The organism is Methylobacterium litchii, assembly GCF_038442315.1.
Classification (GTDB): domain Bacteria; phylum Pseudomonadota; class Alphaproteobacteria; order Rhizobiales; family Beijerinckiaceae; genus Methylobacterium; species Methylobacterium litchii.
In genome coordinates this window covers 1-17,580 of the sequence record NZ_JBBXMY010000019.1, presented here as the reverse complement: position 1 = coordinate 17,580, position 17,580 = coordinate 1, and the positions used below count along the sequence as shown (strand labels likewise).

15 protein-coding genes and 1 rRNA gene are annotated in these 17,580 nt (G+C 69.2%); 10 read left to right on the top strand and 6 right to left on the bottom strand.

The window, feature by feature from the left end:
• Position 1 precedes the first annotated feature (1 nt).
• A complete protein-coding gene (locus AAHF99_RS23340) occupies positions 2-1,219 on the bottom strand; it encodes an ABC transporter substrate-binding protein (RefSeq protein WP_342166794.1) in 1,218 nt (405 codons plus the stop codon).
• A 230-nt stretch (positions 1,220-1,449) separates the two neighbouring features.
• Here AAHF99_RS23340 and pedF point away from each other — a divergent pair, with 230 nt between their 5' ends.
• From pedF to AAHF99_RS23320, 4 genes are all read left to right on the top strand, one after another.
• Entirely contained in the window at positions 1,450-1,875 is a 426-nt protein-coding gene (gene pedF / locus AAHF99_RS23335; RefSeq protein ID WP_342166793.1) for a cytochrome c-550 PedF, read from the top strand.
• Positions 1,876-1,885: 10 nt separating this feature from the next.
• Positions 1,886-2,746: a substrate-binding periplasmic protein gene (locus AAHF99_RS23330; protein WP_342166792.1), complete on the top strand. Its 861-nt coding sequence runs from the start codon at positions 1,886-1,888 to the stop codon at positions 2,744-2,746.
• Between the two features lie 226 nt (positions 2,747-2,972).
• The gene (locus tag AAHF99_RS23325) at positions 2,973-4,775 is read left to right on the top strand and encodes a PQQ-dependent methanol/ethanol family dehydrogenase (RefSeq protein WP_342166791.1); all 1,803 of its coding nucleotides are present in this window, start codon (positions 2,973-2,975) and stop codon (positions 4,773-4,775) included.
• Between the two features lie 233 nt (positions 4,776-5,008).
• Positions 5,009-5,668 (top strand): response regulator, encoded by a 660-nt coding sequence (locus AAHF99_RS23320; protein ID WP_243952672.1) that lies wholly within the window; start codon positions 5,009-5,011, stop codon positions 5,666-5,668.
• A 132-nt stretch (positions 5,669-5,800) separates the two neighbouring features.
• Here the strand turns inward: AAHF99_RS23320 and AAHF99_RS23315 are convergent, their stop codons facing one another.
• Together AAHF99_RS23315 and AAHF99_RS23310 are read right to left on the bottom strand one after the other, a co-directional pair.
• On the bottom strand, positions 5,801-7,483 hold the full coding sequence (locus AAHF99_RS23315) for a porin (RefSeq protein WP_342166790.1): 1,683 nt from the start codon (positions 7,481-7,483) through the stop codon (positions 5,801-5,803).
• A gap of 67 nt (positions 7,484-7,550) precedes the next feature.
• Positions 7,551-7,841, bottom strand: coding sequence for a hypothetical protein (locus tag AAHF99_RS23310; protein ID WP_342166789.1), 291 nt, complete (start codon positions 7,839-7,841; stop codon positions 7,551-7,553).
• Between the two features lie 185 nt (positions 7,842-8,026).
• Between AAHF99_RS23310 and AAHF99_RS23305 the strand changes: the two genes are divergently transcribed.
• From AAHF99_RS23305 to AAHF99_RS23295, 3 genes are read left to right on the top strand one after another with little or no spacing between them, the layout of a single operon-like run.
• Positions 8,027-10,117 (top strand): 4Fe-4S binding protein, encoded by a 2,091-nt coding sequence (locus tag AAHF99_RS23305; RefSeq protein WP_412759935.1) that lies wholly within the window; start codon positions 8,027-8,029, stop codon positions 10,115-10,117.
• A complete protein-coding gene (locus AAHF99_RS23300; protein ID WP_342166788.1) occupies positions 10,114-11,076 on the top strand; it encodes an FAD:protein FMN transferase in 963 nt (320 codons plus the stop codon). Before AAHF99_RS23305 ends, AAHF99_RS23300 begins: the two co-directional genes overlap by 4 nt.
• Complete coding sequence (locus AAHF99_RS23295) at positions 11,073-11,834, top strand: DUF1194 domain-containing protein (RefSeq protein WP_342166787.1); 762 nt, start codon at positions 11,073-11,075, stop codon at positions 11,832-11,834. The genes AAHF99_RS23300 and AAHF99_RS23295 overlap by 4 nt, the downstream gene beginning before the upstream one ends.
• A 6-nt stretch (positions 11,835-11,840) precedes the next feature.
• On the opposite strand, the gene AAHF99_RS23290 is transcribed toward AAHF99_RS23295, so the two are convergent.
• Positions 11,841-13,745 carry a TRAP transporter large permease gene (locus AAHF99_RS23290; RefSeq protein ID WP_342166786.1) on the bottom strand — a complete coding sequence of 635 codons (1,905 nt, stop codon included), beginning with the start codon at positions 13,743-13,745 and terminating at the stop codon, positions 11,841-11,843.
• Between the two features lie 94 nt (positions 13,746-13,839).
• The gene (locus tag AAHF99_RS23285) at positions 13,840-14,772 is read right to left on the bottom strand and encodes an AEC family transporter (protein WP_342166785.1); all 933 of its coding nucleotides are present in this window, start codon (positions 14,770-14,772) and stop codon (positions 13,840-13,842) included.
• Positions 14,773-15,025: 253 nt separating this feature from the next.
• Between AAHF99_RS23285 and AAHF99_RS23280 the strand changes: the two genes are divergently transcribed.
• Positions 15,026-15,763, top strand: coding sequence for a Crp/Fnr family transcriptional regulator (locus AAHF99_RS23280; RefSeq protein WP_342166784.1), 738 nt, complete (start codon positions 15,026-15,028; stop codon positions 15,761-15,763).
• 56 nt (positions 15,764-15,819) lie between these two features.
• A complete protein-coding gene (locus tag AAHF99_RS23275) occupies positions 15,820-16,527 on the top strand; it encodes a sensor histidine kinase (protein WP_342166783.1) in 708 nt (235 codons plus the stop codon).
• A gap of 21 nt (positions 16,528-16,548) precedes the next feature.
• On the opposite strand, the gene AAHF99_RS23270 is transcribed toward AAHF99_RS23275, so the two are convergent.
• Positions 16,549-16,737 (bottom strand): hypothetical protein, encoded by a 189-nt coding sequence (locus AAHF99_RS23270; RefSeq protein ID WP_243951769.1) that lies wholly within the window; start codon positions 16,735-16,737, stop codon positions 16,549-16,551.
• A gap of 642 nt (positions 16,738-17,379) precedes the next feature.
• Here AAHF99_RS23270 and AAHF99_RS23265 point away from each other — a divergent pair.
• Positions 17,380-17,580: ribosomal RNA gene (locus AAHF99_RS23265) — 16S ribosomal RNA — on the top strand; the annotation flags it as partial.

The window sequence follows — 17,580 nt, the reverse complement described above, 5'->3', positions numbered from 1 at the left end:
GTCATCCTCCGAAGGCCCTGCAGGCGCTCTCGGGCCGGTCGAGACCCAGCGTGTCGAGTTCGGTGGCGCGGTGGAGGAAGCCCTCGACCGGCGCCGTGCCGACGACCGCCCCGGGCCAGAGCAGGTAGAGGGGCTGGCGCAACTGCCCGTTCCAGGCGCGGAAGCTGAGCGCCCGCCCCTTGAAGCCGCCGACCTCGAAGGCGGGATCGAGCATCAGCTTGGCGATGGCGGCCGGATCGGCGGATTTGAGCTTCACCGCCGCCTCGCCCACCGCGTGGACGGCCATCCAGCCCGCCCAATCGACGGAGTTCATGGTCCGCCCGGCGAGCTTGCGGAACCGCTGCTGCAATTGCGCGGCGGCCCAGGCCTCCACCGCCCGGCCCCAGGCGGCGGGGGAGAGGCCCTGCGTGCCCACCACCGGGCGAGGGGATTCCGTGTTGTAGACGAGGTTCGTGCCGAACTCGCCCGCCTCGTCGGCCACCGCGACCACGTCGTGCTCGGGCCCGCGCGTGGCGAGGGCGAATTCCCGCAGCGCGCTGTCGCGCAGATCCGCGCCCCGTGCGTCGAACTTGGTCTCCGCGACGACCCGCGCCCCGAACTTCCGGGCGCTGCGCTTCAGGGAGTCCGCGTAGAGCCCGTCCGCCGTGTCCGGCCCGGAAACGAGCAGGATGCGCGTCCAGCGCTTGAACACCAGCAGCTGAACGAGGGCATCCGTCAGCATCGCCCGCGAGGGGATGACGTGCAGCACCCGCCTGCGGCACTCGGCATCGCGCAGGGCGGTGTCGGTGGCGCCGACATTGAGGAGCACGAGGTCCTTCGCCTCGGGGGCATCGGCCAGGGCCAGAAGGTCGGCGGCGGGGGCGTTGACCACCACGAATTGCGGCCGGTCCTTGCCGGCGAGCAGTTCGGCCAGGGCGGCGCGGATGTCGCCGCCGGGCTCCACCACCTTGCTCGCCAGGGAGAGGGAGAGGCCGACGAACCGCCCGGTGGCGTTCGAGTCGCGCAGGCCGAGTTCGGCGCCCTTCAGCCCCTCGTCAGCGGGAACCGGATCCTCGTTGTTCAGGGGGTTCGGCCGCTCGATCCGCCGTTCGAGATAGGCGACGCCCACCGGCTGTCCCGCAAGCGCCGCCGGCATGGCGAGGAGACCGGCCGCCAGGAACCCGGCGCTCCAGCGCGCAAGTCTCCGTCCCCGGCTCCATGCCTCGGTCGCCGTCCGCATCCGGCTGTTCTCGTTTCCACCCGTCGGATCGTTGTTGAACCCTGGCATAGAGCCGGCATTCGCCTGGGGAAATAGGACCAAGGTGCGGGCTCGATACGGTTTCCAGGCTTGGAAGACGGCCCTTGGACCAAAGCACAATGGGTTCGTGCCCCCCGGCTTGATAGCCTTCCTTCAAACAGCCGCCCGAATGGACGGCGGATGACGGCCGATGGCCGCTACGGAGGAACACGATGTCGAGAAGGCTTGCGCTCGCGGGCGGCATGCTGGCCGCGCTCCTGGTGTCGAGCGGCGCCGTCCTCGGCCACGGGGACGTGCAGCCCCAGCCGGTCAACACGGACGGCCTGCCCCCCCTCGGCGAGACGTGGCGCGACGAGAACCCCTATCGCGGCAACGAGCACGCGGTGAAGATCGGCTCCTCCGCCTACAACCAGAATTGCGCCCGCTGCCACGGCCTGGAGGTGATCTCCGGCGGCCTCGCCCCCGATCTTCGCTACCTGGAGAAGGGCAAGGAGGGCGACGAGTGGTTCAAGGAGCGCGTCACCCACGGCGCGATCATCGACGGGATGACCAAGATGCCGGTCTTCGCGGGGGTGATCTCGCAGGAGGGGCTGTGGGCGATCCGCAGCTACATCGAAGCCCAGCACGTCGACAATTGAGCGCGGCCGGATGACCCCCTCGCTGCGACGGCGCTCCCTGCTCCTGGCGGCCTCCTGGCTGCTGGCGGCGGCCCCGGCCCTCTCCCGTCCCATGGATGAAGTGCGCGCGGACGGGACCCTGCGGGTCGCGCTCTACGACGACAACGCCCCGTTCTCCGCCCGCAAGGACGGCAAGCCCACCGGCATCGAGGTGGACCTCGCCCAGGCGCTGGCGGACGCGCTGAAGCTGAAGCTCGACCTGCGCCTCGTGGATGCGGGCGAGAATTCCGACGGCGACCTGCGCCTCGCCCTGTGGCGCGGCGACCTCGCGGGCTCGGCCCTGTCGGACGTGATGCTGCACGTGCCGGCCGACCGCATCTTCGCCCAGCGCAACGAGCAGATCTTCACCACGCGCCCCTACCTGCAGCAGCGCATCGCCCTGGCTTGGCGCAAGGGCGCGACGGAGGATTTCGAGACCCTCGGCGATGTCGGCGAGACGCCCATCGACGTCGAGGGCAACAGCGCCTCCGACGCGATGCTGCTCACCGCCAATGGCGGTCAGCTTCGCAAGAACCTGAAGCACTTCAAGACCTTCGAGGAGGCGGCCAAGGCCTTTCTCGCCGGGGACGCGCCGATCCTGGCCGGCACCCGCTCCGAGATCGAGGGGGCGCTCTCCGCCTCGGGCACGGCGAAGGAGGGGATCGGCCTCACGCAGGTGAAGCTCGCCGGACCGATCAAGACGTCGTGGGAACTCTGCGGCGCGGTGAAGAGCGATTCGCGCGATCTCGGCTACGCGATCGGCGATGCGATGACCGCGATGATCGACAACGGCACGATGAAGGGCATCTTCGCCAAGCACGGCGTGAGCTACGAACCGCCCGCCGGCTACTGACCGGCGCCGCCCCGGCCTGAATGCTTCGCCCCGTCGCCGCAAGGCGGCGGGAGCAACGTATTCATTCAACCGCGATCACATCAGCGTTCGGAATATTGATTCTAAGATTAGACTTATGGCCAATAACCCGACGCCAAGACTCATCTTACTCTGATCGTCGCGAAAGGCCGCCCGTCAAAAGGGGTCCGAACCCCACCGGCCATCGGGATTCACCGGAGGAGATGTCATGAGAATGCGCACGCAGTTTCTCGCGGCCGTGGGGCTCGCCGCCCTCGCCGCCGGCGCGGCGAGCCTGTCGGCTTCGGCCAAGGAGCCGGAGACGGCCGCGGCCTCGGGCGGCGGGGTGACCGAGCAGGATATCATCAACGACGCCAAGACCCCCGGCGACGTCGTCACCTACGGGCTCGGGCCGAAGGGCCAGCGCTACAGCCCGCTCAAGGCCATCGACAAGGAGACCGTGAAGACCCTCGTCCCGGCGTGGTCCTTCTCCTTCGGCGGCGAGAAGCAGCGCGGCCAGGAGAGCCAGGCGCTGGTGAAGGACGGCACGCTCTACGTGACCGGCTCCTATTCGCGGCTCTACGCGGTCGACTCGCGCACCGGCGAGAAGAAGTGGGAATACAATGCCCGCTTGCCGGAAGGCATCCTGCCCTGCTGTGACGTGGTGAACCGCGGCGCCGCCCTCTACAAGGACAACATCTATTTCGGCACCCTCGACGCCAAGCTGGTGGCGCTGAACGCCAAGACTGGCAAGGTCGCGTGGCGCAAGGACATCGACGACTTCAAGTCCGGCTACAGCTACACCGCTGCGCCGATGATCGTGAAGGGCAAGATCATCACGGGCGTGTCCGGCGGCGAGTTCGGCGTGGTCGGCCGCATCGAGGCCCGCGATGCCGAGACCGGCGAGATCGTGTGGAAGCGCCCCGTCATCGAGGGCCACATGGGCGAGCTGAACGGCAAGCCCTCCACCATGACGGGCAAGACCAACGAGACCTGGCCCGGCGACATGTGGAAGTTCGGCGGCGGCGCCACCTGGCTCGGCGGCACCTACGATCCCGAATTGAACATGATCTATGTCGGCACCGGCAACCCGGGCCCGTGGAACTCCTGGCTGCGGCCGGGCGACAACAAGTGGTCGGCCTCGCGCCTCGCCATCAACCCCGACAACGGCGAGATCGTGTGGGGCTTCCAGACCACGCCGCACGACGGCTGGGACTTCGACGGTGTGAACGAGTTCGTGCCGTTCGAGATGCAGAAGGACGGCAAGACCGTGAAGGCCGGCGCCACCGCCGACCGGAACGGGTTCTTCTACGTCCTCGACCGGACCAACGGGAAGTTCATCTCGGCCACGCCCTTCGTGAACAAGATCAACTGGGCGAGCGGCATCGATAAGGACGGCCGCCCGATCTACAACCCCGAGAACCGGCCGGGCGACCCGAGCCAGGCGACCGGCGACGAGAAGAAGGGCAAGTCCGTCTTCGCCGTGCCGGGCTTCCTCGGCGGCAAGAACTGGAACCCGATCGGCTACAGCCCCGACACCAAGCTGTTCTACATCCCCTCCAACGAGTGGGGCATGGATATCTGGAACGAGCCGGTGAACTACAAGAAGGGCGCGGCCTATCTCGGCGCCGGCTTCACCATCAAGCCGACCTTCGAGGACCATATCGGCTCCCTCAAGGCCATCGACCCGGCCACCGGCAAGGTCGCATGGGAATACAAGAACAAGGCCCCGCTCTGGGCCGGCATTCTCACCACGGGCGGCGGGCTAGTCTTCACCGGCACCCCCGAGGGCTTCCTGAAGGCCTTCGACGCCAAGACCGGCGAGGAACTGTGGAAGTTCCAGGTCGGCACGGGCGTCGTGTCCTCCCCGATCACCTGGGAGCAGGATGGCGAGCAGTGGGTCGGCGTCACCGCCGGCTGGGGCGGCGCGGTGCCGCTCTGGGGCGGCGAAGTCGCCAAGACCACGGCCGGCATCAACCAGGGCGGCAGCTTCTGGGCGTTCAAGCTGCCGAAGAAGGTCGCGTCGCGGTAAGACGACGCCAGCGGCGGGACCGCTCCCCGGTCCCGCCCGACTCAGTGCCCCGGCCGGCGTCCCACGCCGGCCGGGGACGAGATCCGACGACCCCCACCCCCGGCATGATCGCGACGAGACCCATGCTGACGCCCTCGCCGGAAGCCGATACGCCTGCCGCTTCTGTCCGCGCCGCGACCGGCGCTATGGTTCTCGCCTCTCAGGGCGAGGGGGCGCAGAGTGGGGTAGCCGGGATGCAGTTGCTGATCGTCGATGACCATCCGCTCTTCCGCGAGGCGCTGGCCAGCGCCATCACCCTCGCCTTTCCCGATGCCGCCCTGCACGAGGCGGACGGGATCCGCGGCGCCTGCGAGGTGCTGGGCCGCGAGACCGGCATCGACCTGATCCTCCTCGACCTCTCAATGCAGGGCGTCTCCGGCTTCGACGGCCTCGTGACGATCCGCGCCCGCTTCCCCCGCGTGCCGGTGCTGATCGTCTCCGGCATCGAGGATCCGCGCATCATGCGCGAGGCGCTGCAGCGTGGGGCCTCCGGCTTCGTGCCCAAGGCAGTCGACAAGGCGACCCTGACGCGGGCCATCTCCGAGGTGATGAACGGCGCGCTGTTCACGCCCCCCGACCTCGCGGGGGCGCCGGAGCCGGCCGCGAACCGCAAGTCGCCCCTCGCCGAGCGCATCGCCCGGCTGACGCCGCAGCAGATGCGGGTGCTGATGATGATCCGCCAGGGCAAGCTCAACAAGCAGATCGCCCACGAATTGCAGGTCGGCGACTCCACCGTGAAGGCGCATGTCTCCGAGATCCTGCGCAAGCTCGAAGTGATCAGCCGGACGCAGATCGTGATCGAGACCGCCTATCTCGATTTCGACAAGAGCCAGAACGGCTTCCCCGCCGCCTGACCCCCGGAACGCAAATGGGACATTTCCCGTGATCCTGGGATCGGGGGAAATGTCCGAGTCGGTCTCTTAGCAAGGAAGGCTGACTGCGCCGCGCCCTCCGGCGGATGGGCCGGAGGGCGCGGCCGTTCGCGATCAGAAGTCGCGCTGCACGCGGAAGCGCGCCTGGAACACGTCCGTGCTGGAGACCGTCTTCACGGCGTTCGCAGGGTTGTTCACGTAGGCCGCGCTGTAGCTGAACTTCTGGGTGTCGAGCACCCGGCCGCTCTTCACGCCGTACTGGGCGTACAGACCCTCGACGCCGATATCGAGATCCTTGACCGGGGACCAGATCAGGTTGGCACCGGCATAGACCGAGTAGGTGTCCCGCAGGACGCCGTTGAGGGAGTAATACCGGGTGCCCGGAACGCCGACGCCGGCGGCGGAGAGGACCGTGCTGCCGGCATTGGTGCCGCCGGCCGCGGGGATGAAGCCGTAATACGCACCCTGGGCGGCGCGGGCGCTGGCGGCGAAGCTGTTCTCACCATAGGAGGCGAAAAACGCCGAACGCCATTCCGGCGTCCAATAGTGCAGGAACGAGCCCACCACCGAGAAGCTCTTCGACAGCTGCAACTGGTTGGTGAACGGGTTGATCGTCGCGTCGGCGAAGTACTGGTTGAACGACGCGCCCTGGACCGAGGTCGCGTTGCTCGCATAGCCACCCGGATAGGCCGAGTTGCCGGTGTAGGACTGAGCACCTTCCGCATAGGCACCCTGGAGGTAGAAGGCATCGCCCGGCGCGATGAACGGGGCGTTGACCTTCAGGCCACCCTGCACGGCCCAGCCGTACTCGCTCTTGGTGCGCTGGGCGCTGGCGGTCGTCGCGTTGAGGGGGGCGCCGTCGCTGTTGAAGCCGAGGAAGCCGCCCTGCGGGATGACGTTGCCGGTGTTCAGCTCATGGACGGCACCGGACACCTGGGCCGAACCCCAGGACTGGTCGAAGCGCAGCACGCCGACGAAGTCCGGCATGCGGTTGCGCTGGATGCCATCGGTGAAGCCGTAGCCCACCGGACGGCCGGTGGCGTCGACGCCGAGGACGACCGGGATCAGCGAGTTGGCCTGACCGAAGATCTGCGTCGAGGTGTTGCCCACGGGCGCGCCGGCAGCCGCAGTCGGCGCGTAGATCGGGGTGCGGCGGAAGCTCGGGTCTTCGACCGAGAGCGTGGCGGAGAAGCCGTTGCCCAGGGCGGCGGTGTAGGCGAGGAGGTTCGTGGACGACACGTCCGAGCCCGACGTCGCGCCGACATACTCGAAGTCGTGGGCGTAGAAGTCGAAGAACGAGGACGCGCGACCGGCGGTCAGGCCGGCGAACTGCACGAACGCCTTGTCGGTGTTGAAGTACTGCTCGACGCGGCCGTACTGGTCGATGCCGGTGCCGGGGAACGCGTTGGCGCCGCGGATCTGCGTGCCGGAATGCAGGGTCGGGATGCCGGTGCGGCTGGCGGCCTCGACGCGCAGGAAGGCGCGCAGCGTGCCGTAACCGGTCTGGGTGCGGGCATCGAGGTTGATGCGGGCGAGACCGCGGTAACCGCTGTAGTCACCGTTGCCCTGGCCACGGCCGAGGGGGGCCTGGAAGCCGTAGTCGAAGCGGGCGCGGCCCGAGAGGCGCAGGCAGGTGTCGGTGCCGGGGATGTAGAAGAAGCCGGCGCCGTAGGCCGAGCAGACGCGCACGAACTCGACCGGGGTGGCCTTCTTCACCGGCAGGTCGGCGGCCTGGGCGGCGCCGACCGAGGCCAAGGCTGCGGCCGAGCCGAGCAGCCAAGTCTTCAGATGACTCATCACTTTCTCCAATCTTTCGGCCGCTGAAATCTTCGAATTCCTCTGTTGGTCCCGGAATGCGAAGAACTCATTCGGTCACGACCATGGCTGCCAAAGGCATCGACGCCTGTGCCCCTTCACGAGCGGCGCCATGCGAATGCCGTCGCCGGGCTGCCGCCGTGTTCGGGACTCCGAACGTCCGGCATGCATCCGACACCAGAGAGCTAAGCGCACCGACATCCGATTCTAAAACTAAAATCCCGGACGATCTGCGTGAAAAGTCCAGTTGTTGCAAAATTAAAACATGAAAATACAGATCAATAGTTGGAAAGACCGCGCCAAAACAACCTTCGATTGTTTGATGGCCCGTGAAGCGCAAGTCACGCTCCCGTGGCGGGCCTGAAACCGGGGAGCCGGCCCTGGCCTTTGGTCCAATATCGGGGCGAGGCGCGCGCGCCCTATCGTGGCGGCAACGATCGAGGAAACGCGGGGGGCGGCGCGGCGCCGTCCCGGAGACGGCAGCGGATGCGAGTGTCCGGCGTTCGGCGCACCGGATGGATGGCCATGCTCGTGGCGATCCTCGTCGTCGCGCGGCTCTGCGGCGGCGCCTCGGCCGGCGAACTCGACCGCGCGGGGATCGCCCGCCATTTCCCGCCGCCGCTGGTGGTCGGCGAGAAGGACGACACGCTCCCGGTCTGGCCGATCCTCAAGCAGCAGGCGGGCTCCTACGAGGTCTTCGCCTACGCCTTCGAATCCGTCGATTTCGCGCCGATCCCCGGCTTCGGCGGCACGCCCCCGGACCTGCTGATCGCCCTCGCCCCGGACGGCACCTTTCGCGACGTGACGGTGCTCTCGCACAAGGAGCCGGTCTTCCTCGAAGGGCTCGGCTCGGAGCCGCTCTTCGCCTTCGTGGAGCAATATGTCGGCCTGTCCGCCCGCCAGCCGATCCGCGTCGGGCGGCCCAACGCCCGGGGTTCCGGCGCCTCGCCGCAGAGCACGGTGGACGGCATCGCCATGGCGACGGCCTCCACGCGGACGATCAACCAATCGATCCTCGCCTCCGCGCTGGCGGTGGCGCGGGGCAAGCTCGGCTTCGGCGCGGCCAATGTCGGCCTGAGCGTCGAAGCCAAGCCCGATCTCTTCGAGCCCCTGACCCTCGACGCGCTCCAGGCGCGGGGCCTCGTGACGCAGCTGACGCTCACGCGGGCGCAGGTGACGAAGGCCTTCCGGGGGACGGGCGTCGAGGAGGCGGGGGAGGGCGCGCCGGAGGACGTGGTCAGCGACCTCACCGTGGCGCTGCTCGATGTGCCGACGATCGGCCGCAACCTCCTCGGGCCCGCCCGGTTCGAGGCGCTGATACGCGAACTCGGCCCCGGCAACCACGCGGTGATGGTGCTGAATGCCGGCCCCGCCGACGCCGCCGAGAACCCGCTGGGCGAGACCTTCGTGCTCGGCGCGGTGCCGGAGCGGCTGACGGTCTCGCAGGGCGGCCTCGTGGTCAACGCCCGCGACATGGCGGTGGAGCGGCGGGGCGCCGGCCTCGACCGGGGCCTGCCGGCCGGCGACTGGACGATCCTGCGGATCGATTCCGCCGCCGGGTTCGACCCGTCCGCGCCCTTCACCGTCACCGAGAAGATCGTCCGCGAGCGCGGACAGATCCTGTCCGAAAAGATCGCCCGCGACTTCAGCGTGGAGACCAAACTGCCCGCCGACCTGTTCCTGCGCGTCGCCGCGCAGGACGGGCCGGACTGGACGGAATCCTGGCGCGCCCGTGTGCCCACGCTCCTTGGTCTCGGCGCGATGCTGGCGCTCCTCGTGCCGGTCCTGGCGCGGCAGAAGGCGCTCGTGGCCGATGCGAGGCGCTTCCCCGCCTTCCGCCTCGCGTTCCTCGCCGTCACGGTGGGCTTCGTGGGCTACGCGGCGCAGGCGCAGCTCTCCATCGTCACCCTGATGGGGCTGGTGCGGGCCGCGCTCCGCACCCACGATTTCGCCTTCCTGCTCTACGATCCGCCCTCGCTGGTGCTCTGGGCCTTCGTGCTGGCGAGCCTCGTCCTGTGGGGCCGGGGCACCTTCTGCGGCTGGCTCTGCCCGTTCGGGGCGATGCAGGAGCTCGTCGCGTGGCTGTCGCGGCCCCTGAGACTCCGCCAAGTCACCGTGCCGCCGCGCCTCGACAGGGCGTTGCGCAAGGTGAAGTACGGCGTGCTCGCCGGCCTCCTCGCCGCGACCGCCCTGAACTCGCCCGCCGCCGACGCCATGGCGGAGGTCGAGCCATTCAAGACGGCGATCACCTTGTCCTTCCTGCGAAGCTGGCCCTTCGTGGCCTACGCGGTCGGGCTGCTGGCCCTCAACCTGTTCGTCTACAAGGGCTTCTGCCGTTACCTCTGCCCGCTCGGCGCGGCGCTCGCGGTCGGCGGACGCCTGCGGATCCTGGACTGGATCCCCCGCCGGGCGGAATGCGGAACGCCCTGCCAGCTCTGCAAGGTCCGCTGCCGCTACGGCGCCATCGCCCAGGACGGGCGGATCGATTATCCCGAGTGCTTCCAGTGCATGGATTGCGTGACGATCATCCACGATCCCGGGCAGTGCGTGCCGCAGGTGGTGGCCCGCCGCCACGCCAAGCGGATCGTCCCGCGCCCGGTGGCGGCGGTTCGATGAGCGCCCGCCTGACCCGCCGCCGCGCCGTGCTCGGCGCCTGCGGCCTCGCCGCCGCTGGGGTCGCGGGGTTCCGCGCCCGTGCCACCGCGCGGGGGCTCGTCGCGCGCAGCCGCGCCGGGCTCGCCTTCGGCACCACCATCTCCCTCACCGCCGCCGGCCCCGATCCCGACGTCCTGGAGGCGGCCCTTACCGAGGGCGTCGCCGCGATGCGCGCGGTGGAGCACGAGGCGAGCCTGTTCCGCCCCGACAGCGCCCTGTCCCGCCTCAACCGCGAGGGCCGGCTCGACGCGCCGCCGAAGCATCTCGCGACGATGCTCGCCTTCGCCCTGACGCTCGCCGAGACGACCGGCGGCGCCTTCGACCCCACCGTGCAGCCCCTCTGGCCGCTCTGGTCGCGGGCGGCGGAGGGGGGAGGGCGGCCCGATCCGGAAGCCGTGCGGCACTGCCTCGCGCGGGTCGGCTGGCGGCGGGTGAATCTGTCGCCGGAGGCGATCGTGCTGGAACCGGGGACCGAAGTGACGCTCAACGCCGTGGTGCAGGGCTACGCGGCCGATGTCGTGATGGCGGCGCTGCGCGCACGGGGCGTCGCGGATGCCTTCGTCGACACGGGCGAGTTCGGCGCCGCCGGCACCCATGCGGACGGTTCGCCTTGGCGTCTCGGCCTCGCCGACCCGCGCCGGAAGGGCGAGGTCGCGGCGGTGATCGCGCCGTTCACCGGGTTCGCGGCGACCTCGGGCGATTACAACATGGCCTTCTCGGCCGATTTCGCCGACCACCACATCTTCGATCCCGCCACCGGCTTCTCGCCGCGCGGCCTCGCCTCGGTCACGGTGACGGCCCCGACCGGGCTGATGGCGGACGGGCTGTCCACCGCCTGCATGGTGCTCGGCCGGGAGCGCGGGAGCGCCCTCGTCGCGGGGCATCTCGGCTGCGCCGTGCGCATCACGGAGAAGGCATGAGCCGGCGGATCGCCAGCGCGGCCCTCGCCGCCCTCCTCGCCGGGTCCGCCCCGGCGCGGGCGGCCGAATCTGTGGCCACCGCGCTCATCGTCTCGGTGGACGTGTCTCAATCGGTGGACGACGCCCGGTTCACGCTTCAGATGGAGGGCATCGCCGAGGCGCTGGAAGATCCGGGCGTGCTGGCGGCGATCACCGGCAATGCCGGCGGTATCCTGTTCGCCATGGTGACGTGGGCCGACCGGGCGGGGATGCCGGTGCCGTGGCGGCGCATCACGAACAAGGCGGAAGCTGCCGCCGCCGCGGCCGCGGTGCGCGCGACGCCCCGTCAGGCGGGGGAGTTCACCTGCGTCGGGCAGATGTTCCGCACTGTGGCAGCCAGCGTGATCCCGGCCATGCCGATGCCGGCCGACCGGATCGTCGTGGACGTGTCCGGGGACGGAATCGACAATTGCACCGACCCCGACGCGATGGAGGCCGAGCGCAGGGATGTCCTGGCGCTCGGCGCGACGATCAACGGGCTGCCGATCCTCGTTCCGGGGGAGAACGACGTGGTCGGCGCGGGCGCCTACCGGGCTCCCGGCTACGGCCTGCGCCCGACCCCGCTGCCGCAGGACCGGACGAGCCTCGAACAATGGTACCGCGCCCATGTGGTCGGCGGGCCGACCTCGTTCCTCCTGGCGGCGGCGGGCTACGGCGATTTCTCGCGCGCCATGCGGCGCAAGTTCGTCATCGAGATCAGCGCGTTGGAGGCCCCCTGACGGCCCCTACAGGAACCCGATGGAGAACCACGGCACGAGGATGATCGCGAGCAGGCCGACGAGCAGCGCCAGGATGTAGCCGACGATGGGCCGCATCCCCGCGTCGGGGTGGATCCGGCTGATCGCGCAGGCGGCGTAGTAGCCGACCCCGAAGGGCGGGGCGAACAGCCCGACGCCCATCGCGAGGATCACCACCATCGCGTAGTGCACCTCGTGCACCCCCACCGCCCGGGCGATGGGGAACAGCAGCGGCCCGAACAGCACCACCGCCGGGATGCCCTCCAGCACCGAACCCAGGATGATGAAGGCCACGGCCGAGACCAGCAGGAACCCGAGCGGCCCACCCGGCAGGCTCTTCATCGCCACCGCCAGCGTCTGCGAGAAGCCCGATTGCGTCAGCGCCCAGGCCATGCCGGTGGCCGCGCCGATGATCAGCAGGATCGCCCCCGACAGGGCCGCCGTCGTCACCAGCATCGGGTAGAGCCGCCCCCAGGCGAATTGCCGGTAGATCAGCAGACCCGCCAGCGCCGCGTAGACGATGCCGATGGTCGAGACTTCGGTCGCCGTGGCGATGCCCTCGACCACCGCGAAGCGGATCACGAAGGGCAGGGCCAAGGCCGGCAGGGCGATGAGGAACGAGCGGCCGATCACCGCCCCGGAGGGCCGGGCGACGTGGCTCAGATCCTCGCCCCGGTAGCGCCACCAGACCAGCGCGCACAGCGTCACCGCCAGCACCACGCCGGGCATCAGCCCGCCGGTGAACAGAGCGGTGATCGAGACGCCCGTGACCGAGCCGATGGTGATCAGCACGATGGAGGGCGGGATCGTCTCGGTCTGCGCGCCAGTCGCGGCGAGCAGCGCCACGAGGTCGCCCTCCTTGGCGCCGCGCGCCTTCATCTCCGGGAACAGCACCGGGGCGACGGCGGCCATGTCGGCGGCCTTGGAGCCGGAGATGCCCGAGACGAGGTACATCGCCCCGACCAGCACGAAGTGCAGGCCGCCGCGGACATGCCCGAGCAGGCTCGCCAGGAACCCGACCATCGCCTTGGCCATGCCGGTCATCTCGATCAGCAGGCCGAGGAACACGAACAGCGGCACGGCGAGGAGGATCAGATGGCTCATGCCCTCGTCCATCCGCCCGACCACCACCATGGAGGGGGCATCGGTGGTGAGCGTCACGTAGGCAAAGGTCGAGAGGCCGAAGGCGAAGGCGATGGGCACGCCGGAGAAGACCAGCATCCCGACGCCGAGGACGAAGAACAGCAACAGGTTGAGGTTGCCGAGGTCCATCAGGAAGGGCTGCACGGCCACCAGCGCCCCGGCCAGGGCCCCGCCCGTGGCCAGCGCCGCCAGCGTCACCTTCCAGTCGGCGGTCTCGGCGAGGCGGATGAGGGCGATGAGGAGCATCAACCCGAAGCCGACGGGCAGGGCGGCGGCGCGCCACGCGTTGTTGAGTTCCAGCGCCGGCGTCTGGACGAAGACCTCCTCGCTGGCGAACTCGTAGGCCGGGTGGAGGACGAGGCTGACGAAGACGAGCCCGGCGACGAGGGCGAGCGTTTCGAGGAACGCACGGGTGCGGGGCCCGGCCATGGCGACGAGCGCGGTCATGCGCATGTGCTCGGCCCGGCGGAAGGCGACGACGGCGCCGAGCATGGCGAGCCACAGGAACAGGATGCCGGCGAGTTCGTCCGACCAGATCAGCGGTTCGTGGAAGACGTAGCGGCTGACGACGCCGGAGAGCAGCACGCCGATCTCGGCGAGCACGAGGAGGGCGGCGGGGATCTCGACGAGCCAGCCGATGGCGGTGTCGAGGCGCGTGAGCCACCCCCGCGCCCGCAGGGGCGGGCCGTCCAGGCCGATCCCATGACCGCCCGCGCCCGCAGCTTCCATCGCCGCGATATCCATCGTCATCCTCCCAAAGCCCTTTGCGGGGCCGGAGCCGGGTTGTCCCGGTCTCCGTACGAACACATCCCATACCTGCCCCGGCCCGGCCCGTGAACCGGCCTCAGCCGAGCCACGCCACCAGGGCCGACACGGTGAAGACCGAAACGAGGTGGGAGACGAGGATCGCCCCCGAGGTGACGCCCGCCTGCAGCCCGTAGAGCTTGGCGAGGGTGAAGGGCCCGGAACCGATGGGCAGGGCGCTGAGCAGCACCGCCGCCCGCGCCCAGAGGGGCGGCACGGGGAACACGTAATAGACGAGGAGGGCCGTCAGCGCCGGATGCACGACGAGCTTCAGCCCGACGAGGAGCCAGATCAGCCTCCGGTCCCCCGCCACGCCGCTCTCCTGCGCCAGGAACAGGCCGATGCAGATCAGCGCGCAGGGCGAGGCCGCGCCGCCGAGGAGCTTGGCGGAGGTGTCGAGGGGCAGGGGCAGCGGCAGACCGGGGAGCCCCACCGCGAGCCCGGCGATGGGCGCGAGGAAGAGCGGGTTGCGCAGCAGCGAGAACAGCACCCGCCGCACGGTGCTGCCCCGGTCGACGCCCCGCCGCAGATCGAACTCCACCATCACGATGGCGGTGAGGAACAGGACGCAGGCAGTGAACAGGGTGGCGATCACCGCCGCCGGCAGGCCCTCCGGCCCGAAGACCAGCAGGCAGAGCGGGATGCCCATGAAGCCGACATTGCTGTAGCCCGCATCCAGCCCCTCGATGCTGGCATCGGCGACGGAGCCGCCCCGGCGCCGCCCGAGCCCGTAGGCGATGAGGAAGGTCGCCGCGATGCCGAGGGCGAAGGCCGCCGAGAAGCCGAACTGCCCGATCTCGGCCGGCGTGATCCGCGCCATGGTGGTGAAGATCAGCGCCGGCAGGGCGAGGTAGATGGCGAAGCGGTTGATGTTGTCGGTCGCCTCGCGGGTGAAGACGCCGAACCGCCCGCACAGGAAGCCGAGCAGGATCAGCGCGAAGATCGGCAGCGCCGCGTTCAGGACCGCCTGCATGCCTTGTCCGGGGAGGAGGGAGGAGGGCAGACCCCTACACGACCCTCCCGCCGCCGGAAACCGTGAGGCCTGGATCTGTCAGGCTTCGGCCCTTCCCATCGGGGGCATCTGGAAACCGCGCGGCGGACGATCACTCCTGGCCACGCGTGAAGTAGAATCGTTCAAAAGCGATCGACGCAAGACTGATCTACTTGAGTGCGGCGTTCCGCGAATCCTGTAGGCCGGATTCGAAATCCGGACGCAATAGGGTTCGATGCACGATCCTCTAGCGGGAAAACTTTCACGCTACGTACCGCTTTCGGTGGCCGACCGGATGTGGTTGGCGGAGGCGCTCGGCCCCGCCCGGAGCATCGCAGCCCGCGCCGACATCATCGACGAGGGCGACGACCCGCATGCGGTCAACGTCATCCTGGAAGGCTGGGCCTGCCGCGCGCGGCAATTGGCCGATGGCCGCCGCCAGATCGTCTCGCTGCTCTTGCCGGGCGATTCCTGCAACCCGCACATCTTCCTTCTCGACCGGATGGACCACGCGATCAGCGCCGTGACCCCCGTCGTCTACGCCTCGATCCCCGGGGCGGCCCTCGAGAGCCTGACCGCGCGCAGCCCCAACCTCGACCGGGCCTTCCAGCGCGAAGCCCTGGCCACGGCGGCGATCCAGCGGGAATGGACCGTCAGCCTCGGATGCCGCTCCGGCATCGAGCGCCTCGCCCACCTGTTCTGCGAGATGCGCGCCCGCCTCGCGGCTGTCGGCCTCGCCACGCGCACGACCTGCCCGCTGCCGCTGACGCAGCACGACCTCGCCCATTCCCTCGGCCAGACCAGCGTTCACATCAACCGGACATTGCAGGAGCTGCGCGCCCAGGGCCTGATTACCCTGCGCAGCCGCCGCCTGACGATCCACGACCCGTTGCGGCTGGCGGAGCTGGCGCATTTCGACCCCGCCTATCTCCACTTCACCGTGGGCATGGACCCACCCCCCGTCGAGGCATGAGTGCGCGTCGCACAGCCGAGGTGTCCGACTTCGACCGGGATGACGAAGGGCAGCCCATGACTGACCCGGGAGACGTGAGGGACCGCCTCACGGCGGTGGAGGCCGACAATGCCCGCCTGCGGCGGCTGCTCGACGAGGCGGGCGTCGCGGACAACCTGCGCCATGCGCTGCGGGACACGATGGCCCTGGTGCGCCGGGTGATGTGGCGCTCGGCCGAGACATCGCGCGACGTGGAGAGCTACGTCGCGCATCTGGAAGGCCGGCTCGACTCGTTGATGCGGATGCGCGGCCGCACCGATGCGTTCGGCGAGGCCGACCTGCACCTCCTCGTCACCGAGGAATTGATGTTCCATCTCGTCCGCGAGGGGGAGCGTGCCGTGATCGAGGGCCCTTCGCTCAGGCTGCGGCCGAAGCCCGCGCAGGCCATGGCGATGGCGATGCACGAGCTCGTCAGCAACGCCGTCGAGCACGGGCCCCTCGACGTGCCGGCGGGCGCGGTCGAGGTGCGCTGGCACGTGGAGGACGAGGCGGATGGGCGGATGCTCACCCTCGTCTGGACCGAGCGGGGAGGGGCGATCGACCCGGACTCCGCGATGCGGCACGGCTTCGGGCGGGAGGTGCTGGAAACCCTGCTCGCCTATGAGTTGGGCGCCGAGACGTCGTTGGTCTTCGCGCCCACCGGCCTGCGCTGCACGATCCGCCTCCCCTTCACCGACCGGGTCGGGCGGATCGCGCAGGACCTGCCCAATCCCACCGAAGGGTGAGAGAAGCAGACCAGGGTTGCGTCAGCGGCGACGCACCCGCGACAGCAGGGCGAGGGCGAGGCTGATCAGGCCGGACGCGGCGGCCAGGATCGCGGCATCCTGCGGCATCGGTGTCAGGTCGGCATGGCCGGTCGTGGCGATCCACAGCAGGCTCAGGCCCATCGCCACCGGCACACTGAAGCACAGCGCGATGAAGGGAACGACGATCATCGGGTACCTGCCGGGCGGTGAGCCTCGCCTATGTCCGGAATGGTCCGCGCCCTCACCGGGACGCGAAGCCGTTGTCATCGCACAACTTTCAGAGGTGATGGGATCGTCGCCCCGGCGTTTCCCACCGCAAAGACTGCGCAGGTGGCCCCGTCCACGGCACGACTGAGGCGCGACAGCGCGAGGAGGGGAGGGGGCCGGGAACGGACTGGCGAGGCGCGAGAGGTCTCCCCATCTCAAGCCCATGGCGCCATCGGAAGCCGGCTGAGATTTTTGCCGGCGGCTTCCCAGGTGCGATTGACAGCCCATTCGCGCCAGCCTATACGACCGCCTCCCGACGCGGCCAGCAAGCAATCGCGAGCCGCCAGGGCAGACTTCTAAAGACAACGACAAGCAAACAAGGCACTTGCCAAGCTGGTTTGAAGTTGTTAGAGACTAAATCGCTCGCTGAAACGAGCGGCGCTCTTTGAAAAGTAAATCTGAGAAAGAGAAACGCGGACGGCGTTTGTCCTTGCGGACCTGGCGAAAGCCGGGTCGCTAAGAGACTAAGCTGTCCAACGTTTCGTACTCACAACCTCGGATGGAAACATCCGAAACGTTTGTGAGTCTTCGTCAAATGTTGTGATCAGCTGAGATCAATCTCTTTAACGTGAGAGTTTGATCCTGGCTCAGAGCGAACGCTGGCGGCAGGCTTAACACATGCAAGTCGAGCGGGCATCTTCGGGTGTCAGCGGCGGACGGGTGAGTAACGCGTGGGAACGTGCCTTCTGGTTCGGAATAACTCAGGGAAACTTGAGCTAATACCGGATACGCCCTTTTGGGGAAAGGTTTACTGCCGGAAGATCG